General features: G+C 62.9%; 18 protein-coding genes. 7 read left to right on the forward strand and 11 right to left on the reverse strand.

Features of this window, described 5'->3' with window-relative positions:
* Nucleotides 1-16 precede the first annotated feature (16 nt).
* Together AMC99_RS01095 and AMC99_RS01100 are read left to right on the forward strand one after the other, a co-directional pair.
* Complete coding sequence (locus AMC99_RS01095) at nucleotides 17-682, forward strand: glutathione S-transferase family protein (protein WP_061921681.1); 666 nt, start codon at nucleotides 17-19, stop codon at nucleotides 680-682.
* Entirely contained in the window at nucleotides 646-1,560 is a 915-nt protein-coding gene (locus tag AMC99_RS01100; RefSeq protein WP_083440034.1) for a S1/P1 nuclease, read from the forward strand. Before AMC99_RS01095 ends, AMC99_RS01100 begins: the two co-directional genes overlap by 37 nt.
* A gap of 6 nt (nucleotides 1,561-1,566) precedes the next feature.
* On the opposite strand, the gene AMC99_RS01105 is transcribed toward AMC99_RS01100, so the two are convergent.
* Entirely contained in the window at nucleotides 1,567-2,034 is a 468-nt protein-coding gene (locus tag AMC99_RS01105; protein ID WP_061921686.1) for a cupin domain-containing protein, read from the reverse strand.
* A gap of 52 nt (nucleotides 2,035-2,086) precedes the next feature.
* Here AMC99_RS01105 and dapE point away from each other — a divergent pair, with 52 nt between their 5' ends.
* Both dapE and AMC99_RS01115 read left to right on the forward strand, forming a co-directional pair.
* Complete coding sequence (dapE, locus tag AMC99_RS01110) at nucleotides 2,087-3,226, forward strand: succinyl-diaminopimelate desuccinylase (RefSeq protein WP_061927510.1); 1,140 nt, start codon at nucleotides 2,087-2,089, stop codon at nucleotides 3,224-3,226.
* Nucleotides 3,227-3,240: 14 nt separating this feature from the next.
* Complete coding sequence (locus AMC99_RS01115) at nucleotides 3,241-4,476, forward strand: dicarboxylate/amino acid:cation symporter (RefSeq protein ID WP_061921689.1); 1,236 nt, start codon at nucleotides 3,241-3,243, stop codon at nucleotides 4,474-4,476.
* Nucleotides 4,477-4,479: 3 nt separating this feature from the next.
* Here AMC99_RS01115 and AMC99_RS01120 read toward each other — a convergent pair whose 3' ends face one another.
* The 5 genes from AMC99_RS01120 to AMC99_RS01140 all read right to left on the reverse strand — a co-directional run bounded on the left by AMC99_RS01120 (nucleotide 4,480) and on the right by AMC99_RS01140 (nucleotide 7,802).
* Entirely contained in the window at nucleotides 4,480-4,902 is a 423-nt protein-coding gene (locus AMC99_RS01120; protein WP_157058221.1) for a hypothetical protein, read from the reverse strand.
* 98 nt (nucleotides 4,903-5,000) lie between these two features.
* Complete coding sequence (nth, locus tag AMC99_RS01125) at nucleotides 5,001-5,651, reverse strand: endonuclease III (protein ID WP_061921694.1); 651 nt, start codon at nucleotides 5,649-5,651, stop codon at nucleotides 5,001-5,003.
* Entirely contained in the window at nucleotides 5,648-6,016 is a 369-nt protein-coding gene (locus tag AMC99_RS01130; RefSeq protein ID WP_061921697.1) for a hypothetical protein, read from the reverse strand. The genes nth and AMC99_RS01130 overlap by 4 nt, the downstream gene beginning before the upstream one ends.
* On the reverse strand, nucleotides 6,013-6,741 hold the full coding sequence (gene dapB, locus AMC99_RS01135) for a 4-hydroxy-tetrahydrodipicolinate reductase (protein ID WP_061921700.1): 729 nt from the start codon (nucleotides 6,739-6,741) through the stop codon (nucleotides 6,013-6,015). The genes AMC99_RS01130 and dapB overlap by 4 nt, the downstream gene beginning before the upstream one ends.
* 8 nt (nucleotides 6,742-6,749) lie before the next feature.
* Nucleotides 6,750-7,802, reverse strand: a complete 1,053-nt coding sequence (locus AMC99_RS01140; RefSeq protein ID WP_083440035.1) for a proline iminopeptidase-family hydrolase — start codon at nucleotides 7,800-7,802, stop codon at nucleotides 6,750-6,752.
* Nucleotides 7,803-7,901: 99 nt separating this feature from the next.
* Here AMC99_RS01140 and AMC99_RS01145 point away from each other — a divergent pair, with 99 nt between their 5' ends.
* A complete protein-coding gene (locus tag AMC99_RS01145; RefSeq protein ID WP_061921703.1) occupies nucleotides 7,902-8,615 on the forward strand; it encodes an NAD-dependent deacylase in 714 nt (237 codons plus the stop codon).
* Nucleotides 8,612-8,950, forward strand: coding sequence for a GFA family protein (locus AMC99_RS01150; RefSeq protein ID WP_061921706.1), 339 nt, complete (start codon nucleotides 8,612-8,614; stop codon nucleotides 8,948-8,950). The genes AMC99_RS01145 and AMC99_RS01150 overlap by 4 nt, the downstream gene beginning before the upstream one ends.
* Here AMC99_RS01150 and AMC99_RS01155 read toward each other — a convergent pair.
* The 5 genes from AMC99_RS01155 to mutM all read right to left on the reverse strand — a co-directional run bounded on the left by AMC99_RS01155 (nucleotide 8,947) and on the right by mutM (nucleotide 13,337).
* Nucleotides 8,947-9,717 carry a HesA/MoeB/ThiF family protein gene (locus tag AMC99_RS01155; RefSeq protein ID WP_061921709.1) on the reverse strand — a complete coding sequence of 257 codons (771 nt, stop codon included), beginning with the start codon at nucleotides 9,715-9,717 and terminating at the stop codon, nucleotides 8,947-8,949. The genes AMC99_RS01150 and AMC99_RS01155 overlap by 4 nt on opposite strands.
* A complete protein-coding gene (locus tag AMC99_RS01160; RefSeq protein WP_061921712.1) occupies nucleotides 9,714-10,118 on the reverse strand; it encodes a DUF983 domain-containing protein in 405 nt (134 codons plus the stop codon). The genes AMC99_RS01155 and AMC99_RS01160 overlap by 4 nt, the downstream gene beginning before the upstream one ends.
* A gap of 90 nt (nucleotides 10,119-10,208) precedes the next feature.
* Nucleotides 10,209-11,675, reverse strand: a complete 1,467-nt coding sequence (gene dnaA / locus AMC99_RS01165; protein ID WP_061927514.1) for a chromosomal replication initiator protein DnaA — start codon at nucleotides 11,673-11,675, stop codon at nucleotides 10,209-10,211.
* Between the two features lie 447 nt (nucleotides 11,676-12,122).
* Nucleotides 12,123-12,383, reverse strand: a complete 261-nt coding sequence (gene rpsT, locus AMC99_RS01170; protein ID WP_061921715.1) for a 30S ribosomal protein S20 — start codon at nucleotides 12,381-12,383, stop codon at nucleotides 12,123-12,125.
* Between the two features lie 138 nt (nucleotides 12,384-12,521).
* Nucleotides 12,522-13,337 carry a bifunctional DNA-formamidopyrimidine glycosylase/DNA-(apurinic or apyrimidinic site) lyase gene (gene mutM, locus AMC99_RS01175; protein ID WP_061921718.1) on the reverse strand — a complete coding sequence of 272 codons (816 nt, stop codon included), beginning with the start codon at nucleotides 13,335-13,337 and terminating at the stop codon, nucleotides 12,522-12,524.
* 56 nt (nucleotides 13,338-13,393) lie between these two features.
* On the opposite strand from mutM, the gene AMC99_RS01180 reads away from it, so the two are divergent.
* The gene (locus AMC99_RS01180) at nucleotides 13,394-14,125 is read left to right on the forward strand and encodes a class I SAM-dependent methyltransferase (RefSeq protein WP_061921721.1); all 732 of its coding nucleotides are present in this window, start codon (nucleotides 13,394-13,396) and stop codon (nucleotides 14,123-14,125) included.

A 14,125-nucleotide genomic window follows, 5' to 3' on the forward strand; every position in this document is an offset into this window, starting at 1 on the left:
ACGGTGGAGCACACGCATGAAGCTGATTGTCGGCAACAAGAATTACTCAAGCTGGTCACTGCGCGGCTGGCTGGCGGCCAAGCAGTCGGGCCTCCATTTCGAAGAGCTTACCGTGCAGATATTCGGAGAGGACTGGGACGAGCGGAAGAATGCGATGGGCGAAATCCAGCCGTCCCATGGCAAGGTTCCTATCCTGTGGGATGATGACGCTGTCGTGTGGGACAGCCTCGCGATCATGGAATATCTTGCCGACAAGGTCGGGCGCGAACGCTTCTGGCCCAAGGATGACGCGGCGCGCGGCATGGCGCGGGCGATGGTTGCCGAAATGCACAGTAGCTTCGCATCATTGCGGCGCGAACTGCCGATGAACGTGCGCAAGCGGATCGAGCTGGACGACGTCAGCGACGCGACCCGGCATGACATCGTGCGCATACTGACGCTGTGGGCAGAGGCGCGCGCACGCTTCGGGGAAGGGGGGCCATTCCTGTTCGGCACCTTCGGCGCGGCTGATATCTTCTTCGCCCCCGTCATTTCGCGCTTCATCACCTATGGCATCGCCGTCCCCGGATTCGCCCAGGCTTATATGCAAGCAGTGTGGGAACATGACTGGATGCAGCAATGGATTGCCGCCTCGGAGGACGAGGAATGGGTGATCGAGCGTATCGAGAACGTGTCCCAGTGATGCTGCGCCCGATACTCGCGTTCGTTGCTGCGCTTGCCTTGGTCTTGCCGGTCCCCGCGATGAGCTGGGGCTATTATGCGCATGGTATCACCGGGCGCATCGCCATGGCCAATGTCAGCCCGCAGGTTCAGGCCAAGGTCTATGCACTGTTGAAGCAGGACGCCGCGCTCGGCACGCCCGACTGTCCGATCGACACGGTCGAACAGCTTGCCAGCTGGGCCGACTGCGTCCGCCGCGAGGGCTGGCGCTGGGGTTATACCGCCGCCTGGCACTATCGCACCGCGCCGATCTGCGAGGCTTATGACGCGAGGCGCAACTGCCCGGGCGGCAATTGCGTGACCGCCCAGATAGATCGCAACCACCGCATCCTCGCCGATGAAAGCCTGCCCGCGGCAGTCCGGCTGGAAGCGCTCGCATTCCTCGTCCATTTCGTCGGCGATGTTCACCAGCCGCTCCATTCGGGCGACAAGGAGGATCGCGGCGGGAACGGGCGAGAAGCAAGCTATGGCATCGTGCCTGACATGAACCTGCATTGGATCTGGGACGGAGCGCTGGCGGAACGCGCAGTGACAAGCGGCGCGGAGCCCATCGTGCGCCGCTATTCTGCGGAAGAGCGCGCCGCGCTGACCGGCGGCGATGCGGCGGAATGGGGCCGCGAAAGCTGGCAGATCGCGCGCGACTTCCTTTACCCGTCCGCATTCGACCGGCCCGTTTGCGAAGGCGAGCTGCCGGATGAAACCGCGCTCAGCCAGGAAGATATCGTCGAATCGGTCCCGGTGGCGCGCCGCCGTGTGCAGCAAGCGGGGCTGAGGATCGCTGACATGCTCGAGAGCGCTTTCGCCCCGGGACCCCTGCCTCTGCCCGAACGGGATCGATAGCCCTGATCAGGGGATGCGTTCAGCCGGGTAGCGGGTGCCGTCCTTGCGCGCGTAGCCATCTGCATCGAACACCATGTCGATATCGGGATATTGCCCGCTGTCCTCGTTTCGCGAACCTGCGCTGATCGCAACGAACACGCATTCCGTGTCGGAGCGGTTGTGAAGCCTGTGGCCGTTCCGGACCCCTGCCGCCCAGGCGAGGACGTCGCCCGGCCGCACGATGGTTTCGCCTTCGTCCTCGATCAGAACGGCCTCGCCTTCCAGTATGACGACAAGCTCGTCCTGCGCGCTGTGCCAGTGCCGCTGGGAGGAATAGGCGCCCGGCTTCAGCGTCACATGGCTTGCGCCCAGCTTGGTCAGGCCAGCCACCGGGGCGAGCCGGCGATACCAGCGTCCTTCCACATCGGCGTCGAAGGGCGCGGGATAACCCGTCGCATTGGTCTGCGCGATCTGCTCGAGGGCAAGTTTGGGCATGGCGGCTTTCTCCGTCTGGTCAGCGCTCCAAGCGTGGTCTAACTCCGATCCCATGAGCGACGCCAGAAACTATGCCACGCAATTGATCGAAGCGCCCAGCGTCACGCCTGCAACGGGCCTCGTCTTCGACGTCATGGAAGCGCAATTGGCGCCGCTCGGTTTCGAAATCCATCGCTTCCGGCGGGGCAGCGGCCCTGCCGACAGCGACGAAGCACCGGTCGAAAACCTGTTCGCGATCCGCAAGGGGCCGGAAGGTTCGCGCCACCTCGCGTTTGCCGGACACCTCGACGTTGTCCCTCCGGGTGAAGGATGGGCGAGCGCCCCCTTCGCACCCGAAATCCGCGGCGACCTTTTGTACGGACGCGGCGCGGTGGACATGAAGGGTGCCATCGCCTGCATGGTCGATGCCGTGGCGCAGGTGCCGCAGGACCACGGCACGATCAGTTTCATCATCACCGGTGACGAGGAAGGACCCGCGCTTCACGGTACGCGCGCCCTTATCGATTTCATGCGCGAACATGGCCACCAGCCAGACCTGTGCCTTGTCGGCGAACCGACCAGCGTCAACCGGCTGGGCGACATGATGAAGATCGGACGGCGCGGTTCGGTCAATATCTGGCTCGAGGTCGAAGGTGTGCAGGGCCACGTCGCCTATCCGCACCTCGCCGATAATCCGCTTCCCAAGCTGGTCGCGATGCTCGCCGAACTCGAGGCGCTCGTGCTGGACGAAGGGACCGACTGGTTCCAGCCCTCCAATCTCGAGATCACGCACATTTCGGCGCCCAATCCAGCGCACAACGTCATTCCGGCCAAGGCAGAAGCGCGCATTTCCATCCGTTTCAACGATTGCCATACCGGCGCGGAACTGTCCGAGCGCGTGTCCCAGATCGCGGAGAAGCATGGCGGCAAGGCGCGGCCGATCATATCGGGTGAACCCTTCCTCACGCCGCCCGGCGAATTCAGCGACATCATCGCGGCGGCGGTGAAGGATGTAACGGGTATCGAGCCGGAGCCATCAACGAGCGGGGGTACTTCCGATGCGCGGTTCCTGCGCAGCGTTTGCCCGGTGATCGAATTCGGCCTGTGCAACGCGACAATGCATAAGCGTGACGAGGCTGTGGCCTTGGCCGACCTCGATGCGCTAAGCCGTATCTACGAAGCTATCGCGAAGGCGGTACTGGCCGGGAAATAAAGGGAGGGTCGCCCATGCGCGCCTGGTTTGCAATTCCACTGTGGCAGCGCGTTGTCGGCGCTCTTATCCTCGGCATCCTGACCGGCTGGCTGTGGGGGCCGGGCGCGGAAAGCATCAAGATCATCGGCGATATCTTCGTCGCCTTCATCAAGATGCTGGTCGTCCCGCTGATCTTTTTCAGCCTGGTGGCAGGCGTCGCCAGTATCGGCGACCTCCGCAAGCTCGGCAGCGTCGGCTGGCGCGCCTTGTTGCTGTTCGTGATAACGGGCCAGATCGCAGTCTGGCTCGGCCTGTTCCTCGGCACGGTGGTTCAGCCCGGTACCGGCGTCGATACCTCGATGATCGAGATGGGGGCGATCCCCCAACCCAACGAGACGACCTGGCGCGACATGGTCATGGGCATGATCCCGCAAAGCCCGGTGCAGGTGATGGCAGACGTCAACGTCCTGCCGCTGATCGTGTTTTCCATGCTGCTCGGCATCGGCATCCTGATGGCGAAGGAAGAAGGCGAGCCGGTCCTCAAGATCTTCGATAGCGGCAGTGTGGTGATGCAGAAGGTCACCATGATCGTGATGGAACTGACCCCCTTCGGCGTGTTCGCACTGATGGCTTGGGTCGCCGGTACGCTGGGGCTCGATGCGCTGGCCGCGCTCGGCAAGCTCGTGTTCCTCAACTATCTCGGCTGCCTCCTGATCATCGGCGTCATGTATTCCTCGATGATCAAGTTCATCGCCAAGCTGCCGGTGGTGGATTTCTTCCGCGGCATCGTGGATGCGATCGCGGTCAGTTATTCCACCGCCAGTTCCAACGCGACGCTGCCGGTAACGCTGCGCTGCGCGGAGCGGAACCTCGGCGTGAGCAATTCGGTGGCGAGCTTCGTCATCAGTCTCGGCGCGACGATCAACATGAACGGCACGGCGATGTATCTCGGCCTTGCCACCCTGTTCGGCGCGCAGATCTTCGGCGTGGACCTGACCTGGGGCGACTACTTCCTGATCTCGGTCCTCGGAACGCTGGGCGCGGTTGGCGCGGCCGGCATTCCCGGCGCTGGCCTGATCATGATGGCGCTGGTGTTCGGAGCGGTCGGCGTGCCGCTCGAAACGATCGCTTTCGTGGCTGGCGTGGACCGGATCATGGACATGATGCGCACCACCACCAACGTCAGCGGCGATGCTGCTGTTGCGACGACGGTGGCGAGCCTGACGGGCGAAATCGACCGTGCCGAGATGATCAGCGCGGACGACGTCTGACGATTATTCGGGGGCGTCGCCGTCCCCGGTCGTGGCCGGTTCGGCGCAATTCTGGCTGCACTTCGCAGCGCTCGAGGGGTTGAGCCTGCCGCTCACCCTGATGGTCGCGCCGCTCCCGACCTTGTAGGCGGCGGCATCGGTATTCTCGAGCGGGTCGCCGCTCGCCAGTGTCTGTACCGGAGCGGAACCTTGCCGCGTTGAACGGGTGCGCGCCCGCGTCGTGGTACGCCGCGCATTCTGGTTGCGGAGTTGCTGGGTTGCAGAGCCGATGCTGCCGGCAACCGCATCGCCCAGCGAACGGCTGGCCTTGCCCGTCTGGCTGGAACCCGAAAGAACCGCTGCCGTTTCGGCGGCATCCTGTGCCGCGGCCTGGCTAGCGGCCAGCGCGAGCGCCGATCCTGCGATCAGAGCGATTAGCTTGGTCATCATGCCCTCCTTGCATCCAGAGCGCGGGAATTGTGCGCTTCGCTTGGCTGCTTGGCAAGTTTGCCGGATTGGCGGGTCCCGCAATCGGACAAGGAAGGTCAGCGACCTTTCGGTTTCTCGAGGACTTTCTTCTTGAAGCTGCACAGGTCGACCACCGGACACCGCCAGCACTCGGGCGTACGTGCCTTGCAGACATAGCGGCCGTGCAGGATCAGCCAGTGGTGAGCGCCTAGCCGGAAGGGCTGGGGAACGCGCTTTTCGAGCTTCGCCTCGACCTGTTCGGGCGTCTTGCCCTTGGCAAGGCCGGTGCGGTTGCCGACGCGCAGGATGTGCGTATCGACCGCGAAGGTTTCCTGCCTGAACCAGCAATTGAGCACGACGTTCGCCGTCTTGCGCCCGACGCCGGGCAGACGGACGAGGTCTTCGCGCGTGTCGGGCACCTCGCCGCCGTATTCATCGACCAGCAGCTGCGAAAGCAGGATCACGTTCTTGGCCTTGGAATTGAACAGGCCGATTGTCTTGATGTGCTCTTTCAGCCCATCCTCGCCGAGTGCCAGCATTTGCTGGGGCGTTTCGACCTCGCGAAACAGTGTCCTGGTGGCCTTGTTGACGCCCACGTCGGTCGCCTGCGCCGATAGAGCCACCGCCACCACCAGCTGGTAGCAATTGCCGTATTCCAGCTCGGTTTCCGGATCGGGATTGTCTTCTGCCAGCCGGCGGAAGAACTCGAAAATCTGGTCCTTGGTCATGCCGATGGCCTGCGCAATCCCTTAACGCCGGCCCGCAGGAAAGGCAGTGCGGCAATCGCCCAGATCGCCGTCCAGACGGCCATTGCCCCTGCGTGGCCGTTCCACAGCCACTCGCTTTTGAAAAGCGGTATCCAGAGGAGCGCGGCGATCCCGGCCATCACGGCACAGATCGTCCAGCCTGCCGCCGGAGGAAACGCGTGACGGGCGTTGAGGAAATAAGCCACCGGAAGAACGAAGGTCGCAAACCCGCTGAATTGCGCAGGCGCGGCATAGGTGTTCGGACCGCCCGGGCCGATCATGAAAAAACCGATGACGAACAGGATCAGGCCCAGGAAAATACCGCCGACAATTCCGAGTATATTCACAGGTCGAGGACGTCCTGCATGGTATAGCGGCCGGGCTGCCTGCCGATCAGCCATTCTCCGGCCTTCACTGCGCCGCGTGCAAAGATCATCCGGTTTTCGGCGTTGTGGGTCAGGGTTACGCGCTCTTCGTCGCCTGCGAAAATCACACTGTGGTCGCCCGCGACGGTGCCTCCGCGCAGCGCGGCAAAGCCGATTGCGCCCTTGGCACGAGCGCCGGTATGGCCGTCGCGCCCGCTTTCCCTGGCCGCTGCAAGATCGACGCCTCGCCCGTCTGCAGCAGCTTCGCCCAGCAGCAGCGCCGTTCCCGAGGGTGCATCGACCTTCATCCGGTGATGCATTTCGACGATTTCGATGTCCCAGTCGGGGCCGAGCTTCGATGCCGCCTCTTTCACGAGGTGCGCGAGCAGCGTCACGCCGAGCGAGGTATTGCCGGTCTGCAGTACCGGTATCGCGCGTGCCACATCGTCGATCGCGGCGTGGTGTTCCTCGCCAAGGCCCGTGGTACCGATCACCACCGGGATACCGGCCACGCGTGCGGCATCGAGGTTGGCGATGAGCGCGCCGGGAGCGGAGAAATCGACCAGCACATCGCATTGCGTGGCGAGCGGACCCGGCTTGTCGCCCTGGTCGACACCGCCGGCATAGTCATGCCCCGCGTCCGCTATCGCCTGCTGCAATGCGTGGCCCATGCGTCCCGCACTGCCGATCACTCCGAACCTTGGCATCTTTTTCCTCAGTCTCCGCGCTTGGCCTGCCTGAGCAGGAAAGCATTGAGTCCTGCGAAATAGGCTTTCTGGTCGTCATACATGGCCATGTGGCTGCCCTCAGTGGCGACCAATTCGCCTTGGGGCAACTTCTTTGCCATCGCGGCCATGTGCGCCGGGTCCATCGTGTCGTGCTTGCCCGAAATCACCAGCGTCGGGACACCGATCTTGGCAAGGTCTTCGAACCTGTCCCAATCTTCCAGCAGGCCGCTTGCGCCCAGTTCGCTCGGCCCCTGCATCAATACGTAAACGTGCTGGTTCATTTGGGCGAAGCCGTAATTGACCGGTTCCGGCCATTCGGCGGCAGGACGGCGCAGGATATGCTTCTCGTAAAATTCTGGCATCAGGATCCCCATGTAATCGGGATCGTCGATCTTGCCCTCTGCCTCAAGTTGCTCGACCCGTGCCAGCTTTTCAGGGGCCATCTGCGGCTTCAACACCTCGTCGGCATAGCGGTTGTAGGCGGGAATCGAAGCCATCATGTTCGAAATGACGAGGCATTTGACCTCGCCGGGATGGGCAAGGGCATATTCAATGGCGAGGATCCCGCCCCAGCTATGCCCCAACAGGCAGAAATTGCTGCCGTCGCCGCCGATCGCTTCGCGCACCTGGTCGACCTCGTCGACGAAGCGCGGGATGGTCCACAGTGCATCGTTATCGGGCTTGTCGCTGCGTCCTGCGCCGAGCTGGTCGTAGCGATAATATTCGACTGCCGTCCCCGGCAGGAAACTGTCGAAGGCGCCGAAATAGTCGCTGGTGCCGCCCGGTCCGCCGTGAAGCAGCAAGAGCTTCATTTCGGGATTGTTGCCGGTCCGCTTGATCCAGACATTGTGCGGCCCGTCTGACGTGTCGATGGAGACAAGGCGCTCGCCCCCGGACCAGCCATCATCGAGCAAGCTTCCATCGAGATAGGCGGCAAGATCGCGCGCGGGCTCGGTCGGTGTCGAAGTGCCGTCATCTTCGATCTTCACGCAGCCGGTGATTGCAAGGCCAAGCGCGGCCAGTGCCAGGATTTGCTTCATTGAATGTCTCCCCCCGCGACCCCGGATGAAGCTATCACGGGCGCGCTGGCGCTCCAAGCGGATAGCTGCCGGGCGAAGCATGGGCTATGGGGCTGTTCCATGGAGAAACCACGCAGCATCGTCATCCTTACAGGGGCCGGGATCTCGGCCGAAAGCGGCATCGACACTTTCCGCGACGCTGGCGGGTTATGGGAGCAGCACAGGGTGGAAGATGTCGCCACGCCCGAAGGGTTTGCACGCGATCCCGAGCTGGTCCTAGGCTTCTACGACATGCGGCGTGCGGCATTGGCGAATGTGAGGCCCAACGCAGCGCACGAGGCACTGGCGCGGCTCGATGCCGAATTTTCCGGCGAGTTGCTGATCGTCACCCAGAATGTCGACGACCTGCACGAAAGGGCAGGGGCGAGGCGTGTTCTGCATATGCATGGCGAATTGAAGAGCGCGCTGTGCTCTTCTTGCGAGATGCGCAGCCCGTGGGATGCACCGATGAGCGCCGATGAAGCGGGAGCCCGCCCGCCTTGCCCGGTGTGCCAGGCACCCAGCCTGCGGCCCGATGTCGTGTGGTTCGGCGAAATGCCCTACCAGATGGAACGGATCTATCGTGCGATCAGGAAGGCCGACCTGTTTGTCAGCATTGGTACCAGCGGCGCGGTCTATCCCGCAGCCGGCTTCGTGCGCGATGCGCGCGATCTCGGCGCGCGAGCGCTCGAGCTGAACCTTGAGCGGAGCGAAGGCTCGCACTGGTTCCATGAAAGTCGACAGGGAAGGGCGGGTGAACTGGTGCCGGAGTGGGTTGAGGAAATACTGGGATGAACGGGCACGAAGGTTCATGCCATTGCGGCGCAATCCGCATCGAATTGCGCGACGAACCGCGCGAAGCGACCGAGTGCAATTGCTCGATCTGTCGCCGAACGGCCGGGCTTTGGCATTATTGCTCGCCCGACGCTGTGTCGGTCGCGGGAGAGGCGACCGGCTACGTTCAGGGCGACCGGATGCTCACGACGTGGCACTGCGACAGATGCGGTTGTACGACGCACTGGACCGCGATCGATCCTGCTTACGAGCGGATGGGTGTGAACCTCAGGATGTTCGAGCCCAGCCTATGGGAAAACCTGCCTCGGAAGCAGGTTGACGGAGCCAGTTTCTAACCGGCGCCGCAGCCGTTGCACTCGGGATCCTTGGCTATCGTCAGCGTCCGCATCCCCGGTTTCATCCCGTCGAGGATGTGCAGCTTGCCCCATTGCGGATCGCCCAGCGCGCTGACACCGTCGAGCAGGATGCGCACCGCCTGCATTGCGGCGAAAGTCCCGATCCAGCCCGCCATCGCGCCCAGCATCCCGTCATCGGCGCAGGTATCGCAGTCTTCCGCATCGAAAGCGTCGCCGACGAAACAGCGATAGCATGGCTGGGCGTCCCTGTGCCCTGCAAAGGCACCGACCTGGCCCTGAAAGCGACCGACCGCAGCAGAAAGCAGCGGAATGCCCGCCGCTACACAGCTGTCCGAAACCGCGAGGCGGGTGGCGAAATTGTCGGTCCCATCGAGGACAAGGTCGATGCCCTCCAGCAGTTCAGCGGCATTGTCGCGGTCGATCCTGCGGTCGCTGATCGTGACGTCGAGCGCCTCGTCGAAATTGGCGAGCCAGCGCCGCGCGGCCACGGCCTTGCCATGCCCGACATCGCGGGTGGTGAAGATCGTCTGCCGCTGGAGGTTCGACACATCGACATCGTCGTCATCGACCAGCACCAGCCGCCCGATGCCCGACGCGGCGAGATATTGCAGCGCGGGCGATCCGATACCGCCAAGGCCGATCACTGCCACGCTCTTTTGCGAAAGCGCGACCTGCCCTGCGCCGCCGATTTCGGGCAGGACGATGTGGCGCGCAAACCGTTCGAGCCGCTTTTCATCGAGGTTCATGGCTGGTCAGCCTCGACCCGTTCGCGGCGAAACCCGTGCATCCCGTTCCACCACTGCGCGGCCACCACCAGCCCCTTGGCCGGTTGCAGCATCCCCAGCATCATGACCAGCGCCAGCGGAATGACGATCAGTCCCATGCCGAGCGTGCCGAGTTCGAAATCGGTCGCCAGCAGGATGATGAGCGGTGCCATCAGGTGCCCTGTCACGAAGATTGAGATATAGGCGGGAAAATCGTCGGTCTGCTGCGGCGTCAGGTCCAGGCCGCAAGCTGGGCAAGCATCACGCGGCTTCAGCCATTTGCGAAACAGGCTCCCGCCGCCGCAGCGCGGACAGCGCCCGCGAATTCCGCGCAGGATTGCAGCCCAGATCGTGGGCGGCAGGCTGGATGTGGGCAAAGACATGGACAGCCTGTTGGCAGGCTGTGGAAGGCTTGTCGATTCCCTGAATGTCGGCGTGCCGGATAGGCGACCGGACGAAGCCGGTCGCTGTCCTCAGCTTTCCAGCTGGCGCAGCAGGCTGCGAACGTCGCCGTCCATGTCGGCATCGCGCTGGCGCAGGTCTTCGATCAGGCGCACGGCATGGATCACCGTCGAGTGATCGCGGCCACCGAACTTGCGCCCGATTTCAGGATAGCTGCGCGGCGTCAGCACCTTGGCGAGATACATCGCGACCTGGCGCGGGCGGACAACGGCCCGGGCGCGGCGCTTCGACGACATTTCGGCGCGATCGATGCGATAGAACTGGCAAACGGTGCGCTGGATCTCGTCGATCGTGATGCGGCGACGGTTGGCCGACAGGATGTCGGTCAGCTGTTCTTCTGCCAGTTGCAGCGATACTTCCTGACCCGTCAGCTGGGCATAGGCGATCAGCTTGTTCAGGCCGCCGACCAACTCGCGAACATTGCGCGTGATGGTGCGGGCGAGGAAATCGACCACGTCGTCCGGCACAGCGAGAGGCGCGAACCGGGTGAGTTTCGATTCGAGGATCTTGCGGCGCAGTTCGATGTCCGCGGCCTGGATATCGGCAACGAGGCCCATCGACAGGCGCGAAAGCAGGCGTGGTTCGACCCCGTCGAGAGCCTGCGGCGCGCGGTCGGCTGCAAAGACCAGCCTTTTGCCTTCGGCCAGCAGGGCGTCGATCGTGTAGAGCAGCTCTTCCTGTGCGCTGGCCTTGCCGATGATGAACTGGATGTCGTCCACCAGCAGCAGGTCGAAACTGCGCAGGCGTGCCTTGAACTCGATCGTCTGGTTCGATTTCAGCGCCTGGACGAATTCGACCATGAAGCGTTCTGCGCTGCAGTAGAAGATCCGGGCACGCGGATGGCTGGAAAGATAGGCGTGGCCGATCGCGTGCAGCAGGTGCGTCTTGCCCTGGCCGGTGGCGGCCTTGAGATAGAGCGGGGAAAACTGGGGCTGTTCGGTTGCCGCCATGCGCTGCGCCGCATTGCAGGCCAGAACATTGGTTTCGCCGGTGACGAATGCTGCAAAGGTCAGCGAGGGGTCGAGCCCGACCGAGCTGGTGAAGCCGGCATCGCCGATCGTGCCTGCCGCCATCGCAAGCGCGCTGGCGTCGCCGCCGTCGTTGGCGGCACGGCGGCCACCATCGAGGCGCAGTTCGTGCAACTGGCGGCGACCGGGGTGAACCTGCACGCGAACCTTGCGCACTTCGCTGCGCATGATCTTCCATGCGAGCTGGAGACGGTCGTGGAATCGGTCGTTGACCCAGTTCGCCGAAAATTCGGTCGGAAGATAAAGATCGAGCGTTCCGGTTTCCTTGTCGAAACCGCCGAGCTGGATGGGCTTGATCCACTGGCTGTGAAGCTGGTGGCCCAGGTCCTTGCGCAGACCCTGGCTGATATCCGCCCAATCCGCTGCCAGGTTTACGGCCTCGGCATCTTCCATCAAATCCTCGTCAATCTTCCGCTTAGCCGCGCGACCGTTTTCGCCGTTCTGCACCATCATCAAACATTCCTATCCCGCTCCCGGCATGCTGCCGAAAGAGGCCCCTTTTACGTTGCGACGGGCAATGCTTCGCCATCCCCCGGAATCGGTGATTCCGGGTGTCCCCCCATCGAGCCAATTTGTTAGAACCCAGGCTGTCCCGCCCCGGGTGAGATCCGATTTATCTACGACTTTGTGATTCCCACAAGGGGCACGGGTGTAAAAAATCCGAAATAAATCTGTTGACTCGCCGCTACCCCGCAGACTTGCGTTAAAGTATCTGAAAAATAACGGTTTACCCCGTTTGGGTGATGCGAATCGTGGAGTTTCCTAGCGTTACGGAAAGCGACCCCGCCAATCGTGCTGTCACGCGATTGCAAAAACAAAAAGGCCAGCCCCATCGGGGCCGGCCCTTATGTCGAAATCGACTGCTCGATCGGTCCCGGAAAAGCCGGGACAGGCGAATCAGAGAGCAGCGACTCGCTTGCTGAGGCGCGACATCTTGCGAGCCACAGTGTTCTTGTGGAGCACGCCGCGAGCAACGCCGCGAGCGAGTTCGGGCTGTGCAGCCTTGAGCGCGGTTGCGGCTGCGTCCTTGTCACCACCTTCGATGGCGGCTTCGACACGCTTCACGAAGCTGCGGATGCGGCTCATGCGTGCACCGTTGACTTCGGCGCGGCGGGTGTTGCGGCGGATGCGCTTCTTGGCTTGCGGCGTATTGGCCATGTTCGTCCTATCTCGACCTTAATGCTTCGGGTCACCGTACAGGCGACCGATTACCTGTTTAAACTGTCTGCAAAAGCGGCGATTCACGCCGGAAAGCGGCGCACATAGGCGGCAAGACGCAGAAGGTCAAGGATTCGCTCACTTCTGGCAGACGGGGCAGAACCAGGTGCTGCGGCCGCCTTGCACGATCCGCTTGATCATGCCCCCGTCGTCATGGCGGCAATGCGCGCCTTGGCGCCCATATACATCGAATCGGGTGGCGAAATAGCCCAGCTCGCCGTCAGGCGCGGCATAATCGCGCAAGGTCGAACCGCCGTCGCTGATCGACTGGGTCAGGACTTCCTTGATGGCGGGCACCAGGCGTTCGAGCTGCGGCCCGGTGACGCGCCCACCTGCCTTGCGCGGGCTGATCCCGGCACGCCACAGCGCCTCGCATACATATATGTTGCCGAGGCCGGCCACGATCCGCTGGTCGAGCAGGCACAGCTTGATCGCCTGCTTGCGGCCCTTGAGTGCGGTTTTGAGATATTTCGCTGAAAGCGCTTCGCCCAATGGTTCGGGCCCGAGCGCTGCGAAGGCAGGCCATTCGTCGAGAGCAGCTGTATCGACCAGGTCGACCGAACCGAAGCGGCGCGGGTCGCACAGGGCAAACCGGTTGGCCTCTGTCTCGATGACGAGGTGGTCGTGCTTGTAGTCTTGCTCGGGGTCGATCCTCCACCGTCCGCTCATGCCCAGATGGAATATCATCGTCTGGTCGCGGTCGGTGTGGATCAGTCCATATTTCGCTCGGCGGCCGAGCGAAGTGACCTCGGCACCGGTCAGCAACTGGACCAGTTCGGGCGGCATCGGGCGGCGCAGGTCGGGCCGGTTCATGACGACCCGCGTGATGCGGCGCCCCTCCAGGAACCGCGCCAGGCCGCGGACCGTTGTTTCGACTTCAGGTAATTCAGGCATGGCCAATCCTTTAACACCCTTTGCCACGCCGACAATTCATCCTAAGGCGCGCGGCGATGACTGATAAAGTTTCCTTCGGCTACGAAGATGTCGATCCGCAAGAGAAGACCCGCCGTGTCGGCCAGGTCTTTTCCAGCGTGGCTGCCAAATATGACATCATGAACGATGCCATGTCGGGCGGGATGCACCGATTGTGGAAGGATCGCTTCGTTCGCCGGGTCAAGCCGCAGCCGGGCGAGGCCATCCTCGACATGGCCGGGGGCACGGGCGACATCGCCTTTCGCATGGCGGCACGCGGCGCCGATGTAACCGTTGCCGACATCAACCAGGACATGCTCGACGTAGGGATCGAACGTGCGATGGAGCGCGGCATCACCGGCCTCACCTGGTCAAACCAGAATGCCGAGAAGCTGACCTATCCGCGCGCGACCTTCGATGCCTATACGATCGTATTCGGGATCAGGAACGTGACCGATATTCCTGCTGCCCTGAAAGAAGCGCACCGCGTGCTCAAGGTCGGCGGGCGATTCTTCTGCATGGAGTTCTCGACCACCGAATGGCCGGGCTTCAGGGAAATCTACGACCTCTATTCGCACAAGATCATGCCGCAGATGGGCAAGATCATCGCGCAGGACGAGGAAAGCTATCGCTATCTCGCCGAGTCGATCCGCCGGTTCCCGACCATGCCCGTGTTCGAAAGCATGATCCGCGAAGCCGGTTTTGCAAACACACGGGTCGAGCCGATCCTTGGCGGGGCAGTCGCCATCCACTCGGGCTGGAAGGTCTGA

It is taken from the genome of Altererythrobacter epoxidivorans, assembly GCF_001281485.1.
GTDB classification, from domain to species: domain Bacteria; phylum Pseudomonadota; class Alphaproteobacteria; order Sphingomonadales; family Sphingomonadaceae; genus Erythrobacter; species Erythrobacter epoxidivorans.

Coding starts and splice junctions, on each gene's coding strand:
- AMC99_RS01095 (WP_061921681.1), top strand. CDS start 17: ATGAAGCTGATTGTCGGCAACAAGAATTACTCAAGCTGGTCACTGCGC.
- AMC99_RS01100 (WP_083440034.1), top strand. CDS start 646: ATGGGTGATCGAGCGTATCGAGAACGTGTCCCAGTGATGCTGCGCCCG.
- AMC99_RS01105 (WP_061921686.1), bottom strand. CDS start 2,034: ATGCCCAAACTTGCCCTCGAGCAGATCGCGCAGACCAATGCGACGGGT.
- dapE (WP_061927510.1), top strand. CDS start 2,087: ATGAGCGACGCCAGAAACTATGCCACGCAATTGATCGAAGCGCCCAGC.
- AMC99_RS01115 (WP_061921689.1), top strand. CDS start 3,241: ATGCGCGCCTGGTTTGCAATTCCACTGTGGCAGCGCGTTGTCGGCGCT.
- AMC99_RS01120 (WP_157058221.1), bottom strand. CDS start 4,902: ATGACCAAGCTAATCGCTCTGATCGCAGGATCGGCGCTCGCGCTGGCC.
- nth (WP_061921694.1), bottom strand. CDS start 5,651: ATGACCAAGGACCAGATTTTCGAGTTCTTCCGCCGGCTGGCAGAAGAC.
- dapB (WP_061921700.1), bottom strand. CDS start 6,741: ATGCCAAGGTTCGGAGTGATCGGCAGTGCGGGACGCATGGGCCACGCA.
- AMC99_RS01140 (WP_083440035.1), bottom strand. CDS start 7,802: ATGAAGCAAATCCTGGCACTGGCCGCGCTTGGCCTTGCAATCACCGGC.
- AMC99_RS01145 (WP_061921703.1), top strand. CDS start 7,902: ATGGAGAAACCACGCAGCATCGTCATCCTTACAGGGGCCGGGATCTCG.
- AMC99_RS01150 (WP_061921706.1), top strand. CDS start 8,612: ATGAACGGGCACGAAGGTTCATGCCATTGCGGCGCAATCCGCATCGAA.
- AMC99_RS01155 (WP_061921709.1), bottom strand. CDS start 9,717: ATGAACCTCGATGAAAAGCGGCTCGAACGGTTTGCGCGCCACATCGTC.
- AMC99_RS01160 (WP_061921712.1), bottom strand. CDS start 10,118: ATGTCTTTGCCCACATCCAGCCTGCCGCCCACGATCTGGGCTGCAATC.
- dnaA (WP_061927514.1), bottom strand. CDS start 11,675: ATGGTGCAGAACGGCGAAAACGGTCGCGCGGCTAAGCGGAAGATTGAC.
- rpsT (WP_061921715.1), bottom strand. CDS start 12,383: ATGGCCAATACGCCGCAAGCCAAGAAGCGCATCCGCCGCAACACCCGC.
- mutM (WP_061921718.1), bottom strand. CDS start 13,337: ATGCCTGAATTACCTGAAGTCGAAACAACGGTCCGCGGCCTGGCGCGG.
- AMC99_RS01180 (WP_061921721.1), top strand. CDS start 13,394: ATGACTGATAAAGTTTCCTTCGGCTACGAAGATGTCGATCCGCAAGAG.